At 44.7% G+C, this 11720-nt stretch carries 15 protein-coding genes; 7 read left to right on the forward strand and 8 right to left on the reverse strand.

Going from position 1 to position 11720, the window contains the following annotated elements:
• Positions 1–30: 30 nt before the first annotated feature.
• Positions 31–1761: a methyl-accepting chemotaxis protein gene (locus AOT13_RS16790; RefSeq protein ID WP_003249144.1), complete on the forward strand. Its 1731-nt coding sequence runs from the start codon at positions 31–33 to the stop codon at positions 1759–1761.
• Positions 1762–1882: 121 nt separating this feature from the next.
• A complete protein-coding gene (locus AOT13_RS16795; protein ID WP_013400376.1) occupies positions 1883–2659 on the forward strand; it encodes a DUF1189 domain-containing protein in 777 nt (258 codons plus the stop codon).
• Between the two features lie 29 nt (positions 2660–2688).
• Here the strand turns inward: AOT13_RS16795 and pstA are convergent, their stop codons facing one another.
• From pstA to AOT13_RS16810, 3 genes are read right to left on the reverse strand one after another with little or no spacing between them, the layout of a single operon-like run.
• Entirely contained in the window at positions 2689–3606 is a 918-nt protein-coding gene (gene pstA / locus AOT13_RS16800; protein WP_003249141.1) for a phosphate ABC transporter permease PstA, read from the reverse strand.
• 1 nt (position 3607) lies between these two features.
• Positions 3608–4498, reverse strand: a complete 891-nt coding sequence (gene pstC / locus AOT13_RS16805) for a phosphate ABC transporter permease subunit PstC (RefSeq protein ID WP_003249139.1) — start codon at positions 4496–4498, stop codon at positions 3608–3610.
• Positions 4499–4557: 59 nt separating this feature from the next.
• On the reverse strand, positions 4558–5451 hold the full coding sequence (locus AOT13_RS16810; RefSeq protein WP_003249136.1) for a phosphate ABC transporter substrate-binding protein PstS family protein: 894 nt from the start codon (positions 5449–5451) through the stop codon (positions 4558–4560).
• A gap of 175 nt (positions 5452–5626) precedes the next feature.
• On the opposite strand from AOT13_RS16810, the gene AOT13_RS16815 reads away from it, so the two are divergent.
• Both AOT13_RS16815 and ispG read left to right on the forward strand, forming a co-directional pair.
• A complete protein-coding gene (locus tag AOT13_RS16815) occupies positions 5627–5959 on the forward strand; it encodes a LysM peptidoglycan-binding domain-containing protein (protein ID WP_003249132.1) in 333 nt (110 codons plus the stop codon).
• A gap of 89 nt (positions 5960–6048) precedes the next feature.
• A complete protein-coding gene (ispG, locus tag AOT13_RS16820; protein WP_003249130.1) occupies positions 6049–7140 on the forward strand; it encodes a flavodoxin-dependent (E)-4-hydroxy-3-methylbut-2-enyl-diphosphate synthase in 1092 nt (363 codons plus the stop codon).
• Between the two features lie 24 nt (positions 7141–7164).
• Here the strand turns inward: ispG and AOT13_RS16825 are convergent, their stop codons facing one another.
• Positions 7165–7512, reverse strand: a complete 348-nt coding sequence (locus AOT13_RS16825) for a hypothetical protein (protein WP_003249128.1) — start codon at positions 7510–7512, stop codon at positions 7165–7167.
• A gap of 41 nt (positions 7513–7553) precedes the next feature.
• On the opposite strand from AOT13_RS16825, the gene AOT13_RS20715 reads away from it, so the two are divergent.
• Together AOT13_RS20715 and AOT13_RS16830 are read left to right on the forward strand one after the other, a co-directional pair.
• Positions 7554–7691, forward strand: a complete 138-nt coding sequence (locus AOT13_RS20715; RefSeq protein WP_013400373.1) for a hypothetical protein — start codon at positions 7554–7556, stop codon at positions 7689–7691.
• A 66-nt stretch (positions 7692–7757) separates the two neighbouring features.
• On the forward strand, positions 7758–8321 hold the full coding sequence (locus AOT13_RS16830; RefSeq protein WP_003249125.1) for a hypothetical protein: 564 nt from the start codon (positions 7758–7760) through the stop codon (positions 8319–8321).
• Positions 8322–8347: 26 nt separating this feature from the next.
• Here the strand turns inward: AOT13_RS16830 and zur are convergent, their stop codons facing one another.
• The 4 genes from zur to AOT13_RS16850 form a co-directional block, all read right to left on the reverse strand.
• Positions 8348–8773: a zinc uptake transcriptional repressor Zur gene (zur, locus tag AOT13_RS16835; RefSeq protein ID WP_003249123.1), complete on the reverse strand. Its 426-nt coding sequence runs from the start codon at positions 8771–8773 to the stop codon at positions 8348–8350.
• Between the two features lie 5 nt (positions 8774–8778).
• Positions 8779–9612 carry a metal ABC transporter permease gene (locus tag AOT13_RS16840; RefSeq protein WP_003249121.1) on the reverse strand — a complete coding sequence of 278 codons (834 nt, stop codon included), beginning with the start codon at positions 9610–9612 and terminating at the stop codon, positions 8779–8781.
• Positions 9613–9627: 15 nt separating this feature from the next.
• Positions 9628–10386, reverse strand: coding sequence for a metal ABC transporter ATP-binding protein (locus AOT13_RS16845; RefSeq protein ID WP_013400372.1), 759 nt, complete (start codon positions 10384–10386; stop codon positions 9628–9630).
• An 80-nt stretch (positions 10387–10466) separates the two neighbouring features.
• Complete coding sequence (locus AOT13_RS16850; RefSeq protein ID WP_003249117.1) at positions 10467–11348, reverse strand: YitT family protein; 882 nt, start codon at positions 11346–11348, stop codon at positions 10467–10469.
• 96 nt (positions 11349–11444) lie between these two features.
• Between AOT13_RS16850 and AOT13_RS16855 the strand changes: the two genes are divergently transcribed.
• Positions 11445–11705, forward strand: a complete 261-nt coding sequence (locus AOT13_RS16855) for a DUF2624 domain-containing protein (RefSeq protein ID WP_013400370.1) — start codon at positions 11445–11447, stop codon at positions 11703–11705.
• The last annotated feature ends 15 nt before the right edge of the window (positions 11706–11720 follow it).

The raw sequence follows: 11720 nt of genomic DNA on the forward strand, positions 1-11720 counted from the left end.
ATTTCATATGGATAAAAGGAGCGTATAAAAATGAAACGACAAAAGCGGGCTTGGCCAAAGTTGTTTTCATTCCCAGCTAAGATCAGCACTTTGCGATTCGCACCGTTATCGTGGATCAGTAACTGGAACTTACAAACCATCTTATTGCTCATCATCGTTTTGATCACGTGCATCTCCTCGGCAATAACCGCTTCTATCGGTTATGAAAAAAACAAGCAAGTCGTGATCCGCTCCATTGAACAACAAATGCAAATGTCCACTGAAGTAATGGTTGAAAAAATTTCTATGTTAAAATCTTCAACGACTAATGAGGAATTCAATAAAAAATTTCTTTATGTGCTCGCGCTCAATCAGCGCAAATTTCAATCCCTCGGCTTGCGGCCACTGCAATTTGTCATAACAAGCGAAAAAAAGGTTGAACATCTTGGGAATTTCTCCAGCCAGCTGCCGTCGTTGCCTCCTTCGGTCATCAAGCAAATCGAAAAGCGACAACAAGGGATGATCCATTTTCAAGGATGGACTTTATCATTTGCACGCTCGATTGATTTAAACGGGCAAATATATGTCTTAGCTCTTGCAGAAGAAGACTATTTACGGCCTGTTGCGGAATATAGATGGATGAGCATCCTTGTTTCGCTGCTCACCATATTGCTCACGAGCTTTATCGGCTTTTTGCTGATCCGCCGATTTACTCAACCGATCGCTTCGTTAAAACAAGCAATGAATGAAGTGGGACAAGGAAATTTGCGAACAAAAATCAAGCTTGCTTATTCTAGCAAAGATATCCGGACATTGGCGGACGGATTTAACCAAATGGTGGACAGCCTTACGACACTGATCGAACATATCGATGCAAGCTCGAAACATATCACCGCATCTTCACATACATTGCGGCGCATCTCCTCCGAAACGAAAAAATCGTCAGAACAAATCGCCATCGCCATGGGCGAAACGGCAAGCGGCACTGAAAAACAAGCGAGTTCCTCCATCAAAATTTCGCAATTCTTCCATGAAATTGCCGACGGAATGGGGCAGGCGGCCGCCTCCATCTCTGGCGTGGAAGCCTCGACAAGCAAAGTGAGCGAGCAGGCACACGCCGGAAATGAACTTGCCAATCAAACGGTAAAACAGATGAGGGTCGTCCAAAAAACGGTCGGCGAAACGGCGGAAGTGATCTATCTGTTAGGAGAACAATCGAAACAAATCGGCCAAATCGTCTCTTTAATCAGCAATATTGCGAACCAAACGAACCTTCTTTCACTCAACGCGGCGATCGAAGCAGCCCGGGCCGGGGAACATGGCAAAGGGTTTTCCGTAGTGGCAAACGAAATCAGAAAATTGGCTTCACAAACAAGCCTTGCTTCGCAACAAATTCAAACCATTATTAAAGAAATTCAGCATGAAGTAGAACGAGCGGTGCAATCGATGGCCCGCGGTTCGCAAGTGCTTGAATCTGGAATGGAAATGGTCTATCAGACGGAAGCGGCGTTCAAAGGAATTGTCGATGCGGTAAACAACGTTTCCCAACAATCGAAAGAAGTATCTGCCGTCGTTCATGACGTCAATGCCCAAACGAAACAAATGTCCGCAAGCATGGAAGAGATTGCTTCGATCGCGCAACAAATCGCCGGAAACATGGAACATGTTGCGGCCGTTACCCGTCGGCAAAGCTCCTCCATGGACGAGGTGTTACATGCTTCGCAATCATTAACTAAACTCGTCGACCAATTAAATAGTCTCCTGCAGACATTTAAAGTATGACCAAACCCATCCTAGGAACAAAAACGTTCCTAGGAGATTTTTTTATCCATGCATCTTTAGTTGAATTATCAACGCGCACAATATACAATGAACAATGGAGGACAGGAAGGATGTGTTAAGGATGAATATGTTTGTGCAGCTATGGAAAAGTTTATATTCACCAAAAGATATCGCACGTTTCCGCTTTCAAGGCATCGGAAAAACAATCGGGTATGTGTTTTTGCTCACTTTTCTTTCGATCTTGCCGATGGCCTATTACTTAACCACTTCTTTCGTCGAGGGAATTCGCAATACAAGCGCTCTTTTACAAAACGAACTTCCTTCATTTACGATTGAAAACGGCCAATTGCATTCTTCCGCAAAAGAGCCCGTTCATATTGACCAGCACGGCTTTACGATCATTTTTGACAGCACCGGCCAAGTAACAAAAGAGGATGTGGAACGCTTTAATAACGCTATCGGGCTTTTAAAACACGAAGCCGTACTCATCGCCAATCATCAATCGCAATATTACAGCTATTCAGCATTTCCTGATGTGAAAATCACGGACAAAGACGTCCACTCCTTTATCGAAACGCTGCAGTCGCTATTGCCTGTTTTTATCCCGCTGTTGTTCATTATTATTTATTTATTCGCAAGTGCAAGCAAATTTATCGGCATCTGCATCCTCGCTTTCTTTGGATTAATTTTGCGCAGCACCCTTGATAAAAAACTGCAATATCGCCATACTTGGATTATGTCAGCATATTCCGTCACTTTATCCACAGTATTTTTCGCGGTGATGGAGGCGCTGCAAACGGCTGTGCCATACGCCGCATTTATTCATTGGTTCGTTTCGATCGTCGTGCTATTTTTGGCAATGAAAGAAGTTCCTTCATCCAGACCGCACAACGAATAGGCCACTATCGTTGCTGATAGTGGCCGTTTTTATGCAGCATTGCTCATTTTCTTCTTTGTTTTCCGGCGGTTTCCTGCAAAATAACGCTGCAAAGCAACGGACGCCAACCGGGCCGCAATATTAAATAAAAGAACCATCATCACTAATATCGCCGCCGATTTCGCTGCGATGATTTTCGCATCCGGAACAATTCCTTCCGAATTTAGCTTCCAAATGTGCACCGTTAGCGTTTCCGCCGGACGGAACACATTCAACGGATGCGCCGGGCTGGATACATCAGCGGCAAAGTTCAACAGCGGCGTTGTTAACCCTGCCGTATAAATTAATGCGGCCGCCTCACCAAAAATCCGCCCTGCCGCTAAAATGACCCCTGTCATTATTTGCGGGAGAGCAGCCGGAAGAATTACCCGCACTAGCGTTTGCCACCGCGTCGCCCCGAGCGCAAGGCTGCCTTCCTTTATGTTGGAAGGAACATCTAAAATCGCATTCTCACATATGCGCGTCAATCCCGGCAAATTTAATATCGTGATCGCCAGCGCGCCGCCAATCAACGTATATCCCCATCCCGTCAGCGTCACAAACGCCAACAATCCAAACAATCCGACAACAATCGACGGTAGGGATGCCATCGTCTCGATGCACAACCGGATGAAGTTAAGCATTCTTCCTTGCTTGGCGTATTCCGCCAAATAAATTCCCGCTCCCAATCCTAACGGAACCGAAATCAACAATGTAATGACAAGCATATAAAGCGAGTTAATCAGCTGCGGGCCGACTCCTCCCCCTGCCTGCGTGTTGCTCGGTCTACCAAAAAGAAAATCCGGCTGCCAAAATCCCCAACCTTTTGATAAAATCGTCGCAAAAAATAACACAAGCAAGCCGACGACAAATGCCGCAATGACATAAAATACGCCTGTCCAAACTTTATCCGCCATTCTCGATACCATATTATCGTTCCCCTCTTCGTCCGATCATTCTGATAAGAAAAATAAAGAAAAAGGAGATAAACAATAAAATCATCGCCAATGTCCACAACGCATTGTTCCAAGCAGTACCGTTGATCGTATTCGCCATATCCATCGTTAAAATTCCCGTCAATGTCGCTGTCGGACTATACAATCCTGACGGAAGTTTCACCGTGTTTCCAATAACCATCTGAACAGCCAACGCTTCCCCAAACGCTCTTGCCAGCCCAAGGACGATGCCAGTGAAAATTCCCGTTTTCGCTGCCGGAACGATCACCCGGCTAATCGCCTGCCATCTTGTTGATCCAAGCCCATATGACGCTTCTAAGTAAGAAAACGGAACGGCGCTAAGCGCGTCTGACGCGATGCTGGTGATGGTTGGCAAAATCATCACGCTTAAGACAATAATTCCGGCCAGCAAACTAAATCCTACGCCGCCGAACGATTCGCGAAGAAGCGGGATAAGAATCGTCACACCAAGCCAGCCGTAAACGACAGACGGAATGCCGACAAGCAGTTCCAAAACAGGTTTTAGGACGGCCGAACCGAATTTTGGAGAAATAAAATTAATGAAAATGGCGAGCGCAAGCGCGATCGGCGTGCTTAATAACACCGCTCCAAGCGACACGAGCGTCGATCCGGCAATAAAAATAACAGCGCCGTATTTCGGATTGGAGTCACCTGGCTTCCACTCGGTTGAAAACAGCATTTCTTTAAGAGATATTCCATTTTGCGTGAATGATTGGATTCCTTTTCCGCAAATAAACGCAATAATTAAAATCGTTGTGATCACGATCAATAAGCCGCAAAAAGTGACGAGCGCCCTTCCGATATATTCGCTTTTCCAATAATAGAGCTTTCCCTTCTCTTTCATCCTTCCATCACCTCACGAAGAATAAGACTGGCTAACGGTGTAGCCAGCCTTTCATGGAATTACTCCAATTCGGAGATAGGAATATAACCCATTTCTTTTACTTTCGATGCAAATTCTTCGCTCTTCACGTATTCGATAAATCCGCGCACCGCATCTTTCGGCTCGCCTTTAGTAACCATGTATTCATAAGACCAGAAAGGATATTTTTCCGTTTTGATATTTTCGATCGTCGGTTCTACCCCATCGATTTTGAGCATTTTTAAATCTTTCTTTTCGCCGATTAAGTATGACATCGCAACATAACTAATCGATCCTGGTGTCGAGTTAATCGCTTGCTCAACAGCGCCATTGGAATCTTGCACCGTTCCGATTGCTTCGTTTATTTTTACGCCTTTCATCACCGTTTTTTCAAATGTCGCGCGCGTTCCAGAGGAAGCAGGACGGTTAATAACATTAATTTTTTCATCTTTTCCGCCGACATCTTTCCAGTTTGTTATTTTTCCAGTGAAAATATCTTGAATTTGTTGTAATGTTAACGAATCGACGTTGACATCTTTATTCACTACAATCGCAAAAGCAATTCCCGCTACTTTATGATCGATAAGCTCTCCTGCTTTCGATTTATCTTCCAGCTTTTCTGCGGATGGAACATCCGAGTTTCCGATTTGTACAGCACCAGCGGCCACTTGGTTCACGCCTGTTCCGCTTCCGCCGCCTTGCACAGTGATCGAGACGTCAGGATATTTTCCCATAAATTCATTCGCTGCTTCCTCTGCCAACGGCTGAAGGGCGGTAGATCCAGCTAACGTTATCGTTCCCGAGTAGGATTCTTGCTGCGCATCCCCGTTTCCAGTATTTTCTTCAGTAGTGTTGTTATCCGATTTTCCGCACCCCGCGAGCATTCCCGTGATTAGCAATGCCGCCACTCCAAATTTTATGGACTTCTTCCACATCGATTGACCCTCCTATTGTCTTTTGTCATCCACGTACAAGCACATTGTAACGAACAAGTTTTATGCGTTTATTAAGCAAATGTTAAGTTTCCGTTAAACAGGCAGACGTACTTTACATATTCTTTTCCGGACGAGCATACATAGTTACTAACATATTCATTTGGAGGAATCACACGTGAAAAAAGCAATCCCTGCCGTCTTCATCCTCTGCCTTTCCATCTATATCATTTACCATGACGTAACCATAGGGACATTACACGTTTCCACGAACACAACAGCGGCACCCGCACACGCCGCAGACGGAAAGAAAAATGTTTCCATCCCGTATCAAACGGTGACCGTCCACCCGGGGGATACACTGCTATCCATTATGGAAAAGCAGCAAAACGGGCCGCTTCCTGTTTCCATCGACGAAGCGATCGCCGATTTTGAAGCGCTGAATCCAGGAGAAAAAGCGCAAACATTACAAATCGGCAAAAAATACAAAATCCCCGTATACAAACGTTAAGCGGCGAATTTCTTGTCAAATGGCGATAAACATTGTTACAATAATTCAGAAAGCGTCATGAACTTGTTTCTTAAAGGAGCGAATTTCTCGTGGGTGAAATCATTCATCGTTCAAAAACGCGGCCCGTCCGCGTTGGCAATTTAACGATTGGCGGAAATAACGAGGTTGTCATTCAAAGCATGACAACGACAAAAACACATGACGTGGAAGCGACAGTGGCACAAATAAAGCAGCTGGAAGAAGCAGGCTGCCAAATCGTCCGCGTCGCTTGTCCAGACGAGCGAGCGGCCAACGCGATTCCGGAAATAAAAAAACGCATTAATATTCCGCTTGTAGCTGATATTCATTTTGACTATAAACTTGCCCTGAAAGCGATTGAAGGCGGAGCCGACAAAATCCGAATCAATCCCGGCAATATCGGGCGCCGCGAAAAAGTGGAAGCAGTCGTCAAAGCGGCGAAAGAACGCGGCATCCCGATCCGCATTGGCGTCAATGCCGGATCGCTGGAAAAACGGATTTTAGAAAAATACGGCTATCCTACCGCAGACGGCATGGTCGAAAGCGCGCTATACCATATTCGCATTTTAGAAGAGCTTGATTTCCACGATATCATCGTATCGTTAAAAGCATCTGATGTGCAATTGGCGATCGAAGCATACGAAAAAGCGGCGCGCACGTTTGATTATCCGCTCCATGTCGGCATTACTGAATCCGGCACGCTATTTGCCGGAACGATCAAAAGCGCCGTCGGCATCGGTGCTATCTTAAGCAAAGGCATCGGCAATACGATCCGCGTTTCGCTTAGCGCCGATCCGGTTGAAGAAGTAAAGGTGGCAAGGGAAATATTAAAATCGTTCGGCTTGGCGGCAAATGCAGCAACGTTGGTCTCCTGCCCGACGTGCGGGCGCATCGAAATCGATTTAATCAGCATTGCTAACGAGATCGAAGAATATATCGCAAAAATAAAAGCGCCGATTAAAGTGGCAGTACTCGGATGTGCCGTCAACGGACCGGGCGAGGCGCGTGAGGCGGACATCGGCATCGCCGGCGCGCGCGGCGAAGGCCTGCTATTCCGGCACGGCAAAATCATCCGCAAAGTTCCAGAAGAAAAAATGGTCGAAGAATTGAAAAAAGAAGTGGACAAATTGGCAGAAGAATACTTTGCCAAACAAAAAGCTTGACGCTTAAAGCGCCAAGCTTTTTTGCTAATAATAAAACGGCATGATGAACAGACGGATAATAATCGCCACAACACCGATACCGATTGCCCACGCGCCTAACGTTCCTGCACCACGACGGCGTGCAATAAATCCGACAATAATGCCTGCTGCTCCTAATAAGACAGGCCAAATAAATAAAGCAAGAATCGAAAGAGCGAGTGCCAGCCAACCTAGCCCTGCTCCATCGGTTCCTTCTCTGCCTCGTTCGTCATTGCGACGGACTGGCTCGGTTACTTCTGCCGCCGTTTCTTCCATAAAATCTCGTTCTGGTTCCTTTCTTCCTGTCGACTGCACGTAGCTTTCGTTATACGTGCGATTGCGATCATTCACCATATGCTTCCCTCGCTTTCCTTAAGTAAGGAGCATTTATTAGTATGAAAAGTTTATGCGAAATTATAAATGTGAATATTTTCATGGCGAAACACGAACGGGAAACATTGCTGTTTGTCTTTGCCCAGCTGCGGATGCCATCCGAATCAGCCATAACAGCAACAGACCATAAGCGCAGATAATGCACGATTTGTCCTGATGGTGCTACAATAATACACGGACGTTCAATTAAAGGAGTGCAGAAATAAATGATGAAAAAACGGCTTGGCATCGATATTGACGGGACGGTTACTTGCCCGAGCACTTTTATTCCATATTTGAACAAATCTTTTCAAAAAAATTTAACATTAAATGACATCACCCAATATGATTTAGCCCCGTTGTATGATACGACAGAAGAAGAAATGGATCGGTGGATGGAAAAATATGAGGCAATGATTTACGAGCGCGCCCCGCTGGCGGAACATGCACTTGAGGTAATTAATGGCTGGAAAAACAAATATGAATTATTTTACATCAGCGCCCGCGGAAAACATTTATATGAGCTTACGGAACGGTGGTTCCAAACAAACGGCGTTCATTATCATCATATTGAATTGGTCGGTTCGCACGACAAAATTGAAGCGGTAAAAACGCATCATATCTCCGCCTTTTTCGAAGACAAATACGACAACGCTTGTGATATCGCCGAACAATGCAAGATTCCTGTCATTTTATTTGATACCCCATATAATCAAGGTCCTCTCCCAAAACAAGTGATCCGCGTTAAAAACTGGATCGAAGCCAAATGGCATATTGAACAGCTTCTATAATAGAATAAGCAAAGGGATATCTCACCTTACGTGGAGATATCCCTTTGACATTCCGGACATTTTCCATATATTTCAAATTTATGATCCGATATTTCATACCCTTGCAATTGTTCGGTTAATTCGTCCATCGGGCAAGTCGTAATTTCTTTCGTTTTTCCGCATTGCACACAAATGAAATGATGGTGATGATGGTACGCGCTGCATGTAAAACGGAAATGTTTTTCGCCCGATAACTCAGTCATTTCCAAAATGCCAAGTCCGACAAACAGCGATAAATTGCGGTAAACTGTATCAAAGCTTAATCCCGGATAATCGTTCCGCAGTGCCTCTAACACATCTTTGGCGGTTAAATATTTATCGGTGCTGGCAAAAAGCTGCAGCATATCTTCCCTCTTGCCCGTATGTTTAAACCCTTTTTCCTTCATGAGGCGAATCGCTTCCGCAACATCCATAACTCTTATCCCCTTTTCCACTTTTTCCACATGATGACGATCAGCAAAATGAGAATCGCAAGGATGACGATCGTTCCGCCAGGCGCCAGATCAAGCTGGTATGACAGCAGCAACCCAGCGATAACCGATAATTCGCCAAACAAAATCGAATAGCCGATCGCCTGCTTAAACCCTTTCGCAATGCGAATGCTCGCGGCAACAGGAAGCGTCATTAACGAAGAAATAAGCAAAACGCCGACAATCCGCATCGATGCGGCGATCACGAGCGCCACCAAAACGATAAAAATAAAATGAATCAGTTTCGCGCGAATGCCGGAAATCATCGCATATTCTTCATCAAATGAAAGGAGAAACAGCTCTTTATATAACAATATAACAATGCCGATGACAACACAAGCAATCGCCAGCACTGTCCATACGTCTTGGCGGCTTACTGCGCTGACACTGCCAAACAAATAGGAAAATAAATCGGTATTAAATCCATCGGCAAGCGAAATAAAAATAACGCTAAGGCCGATTCCTCCAGAAAGAATGATCGGAATTGCTAACTCTTGGTAATGCTTGTATACTGAGCGCAATTTTTCGACAAACAACGCGCCGGCAACCGAAAATCCCATTCCCGCATAAAGCGGGTTCCAGTTGGCAAAATAAGCAAAGTTTTTACCTAAAAGCAAACTCGCCGCAATGCCGGCAAGTGTCACATGGCTGAGCGCGTCAGCAATTAACGACAGACGGCGGACAACAATAAACACACCGAGGAGAGGAGCAGTGAAACCAATTAATATTCCAGCGATAAACGCGTTGCGTAAAAATTCGTATTGCCATATTTCTTCAATCATTGCGCCATTCCTCCATCAATGCTGGTGAGAAAGCACTTGTAGTGAATGTCCGTAAAATTGTGACAATCTCTGCTCCCCAAGCTTGTCAAACTCTTCAGCTTTCCCGTGAAAATATAAATGTTTATTTAAACATGCAACGTGTGTCACTTTTTCCGTGATCGTTCCGATATCATGTGTGACAAGAATCAGCGTAATGCCAAGGCGCCGGTTCAACTCATCGAGCATGTCGTAAAAACTTTGCACGTGGTGAATATCGACGCCAACCGTCGGCTCATCTAAAATCAGCAATTCCGGCCTGCTGACAATCGCACGGGCAATAAAAACACGCTGCTGCTGCCCGCCGGACAATTCTCCGATATTTTTCTGGGAAAACTCACTCATCCCCACTGCTTCAATCGCTTCTGACACCGCCTGTCTGTCTTTTTTCGTAAAAAAGCGGAACATTCCGCGCTTAGCCGTCAATCCGCTTGCCACGACTTCATAGACAGTGGCAGGGAACCCGGTATTAAAGCTGTTTGCTTTTTGCGACACATAACCGATACGGTGCCAATCTTTGAACGTTTCAATCGGATTTCCAAACAAATAAATCTTGCCTTGCTGCGGCTTTAATAATCCTAATACACATTTGAACAACGTCGATTTTCCTGATCCGTTCGGGCCGACGATCCCTAAAAACGCCCCTTTAGGTACAGCCAGATTAATATCTTCCAACACATTTTCTTTTTCATACCGGAATGAAACATGTTCCAATTTCAACACATACTCTGTTTCCATGGCGTTCTCTCCCAATAATTCAGAATGATTACGATTTATCTATGAACGTAGTATAACGGATCAAACGCCATTTGTAAACGTCAATGAATGGCCGATTTAAATTTAGCGCCTTTTACCTCATGCGTAAGCATAATCGTTATGAACGCATCAGGATCAATTTCATTCACAATCGCCTTTAGCTTTGTCACTTCCAAACGGGTGACTACCGCATAAATGACTTCTTTTTGTTCATCCGTATAGCCGCCCTTTCCAAGCAGCTTGGTCGTGCCGCGTCCTAGCCGGTGCAAAATCGCATCCGATATTTCTTTGTAACGGTCGGAAACAATCAGGGCAGCCCTTGTCTCGTCCAATCCTTCAATGACCATATCAATCGTTTTAAATGCGATGTAATACGTCATCACCGAGTACATCGCCTGTTCCATTCCAAACACAAACGCCGCCCAGCTGAAAATAAAGACATTCATAAACATCACAAACTCTCCGACGGAAAATGGAAGCTTTTTCGTCAGCAAAATTCCTAAAATTTCTGTTCCATCTAACGATCCGCCATGCCGGATCACAAGGCCGACGCCAAGGCCCAACGCGAGCCCGCCGAAAACAGTGGCCAAAATCGGCTGTGTCGTCAGCGGCTTAAAATGGTGAAAAAAACGTTCGGCAACGGCAAGGCATATGATGCCAACAATCGATGAAAACATAAATGTCTTTCCGATTTGCTTATAGCCAAAATACATAAAAGGGGCGTTAAGAAGAATGACAAGAGTCGCAAAGTTAAAAAACGACCAATCATCCGGAATTAAATAATCTAAAATAAGCGAAACCCCGATGACTCCGCCATCAATAATTTGGTTCGGCACTAACAGCCGCTCGATGGAAAGAGCTGCAAGCGAAGCCCCCAAAAAAATAAAGAAAAAACGATATGCAATATGGCTGGGAGATTCTTTCTTATGTTGTTTCTGCGCCAAACGAAACACCCTTTCTCTCTATATTTATTTTAATTATACCATACACTTTTAGGCCCTTCATTTCATATGATACGTATGGAAGAGGAGGAATCGAAAATGAACCTTTATCAACAGCTTGTCCAACAAAAAATAAAAACGATGACCCCGGAGGAGCTTGTTTCCTATAGCCATGATTACGACATCCCATTAACGGTGGAACAAGCGAAAAAAATTCTCCATATCGCCCGGACGAATAAAATCAATGTGTTTGATCCGCAAGAAAGAAAAAAATGGGTTAAAGAACTGGCCAAAATAACATCGCCGCAAATCGCGAAAAAAGCAAACGAACTATTTTTAACATTCATTCATAAAAAATAAAAAGGGCATTTCGTT

This window comes from Parageobacillus thermoglucosidasius (assembly GCF_001295365.1).
Classification (GTDB): Bacteria; Bacillota; Bacilli; order Bacillales; family Anoxybacillaceae; genus Parageobacillus; species Parageobacillus thermoglucosidasius.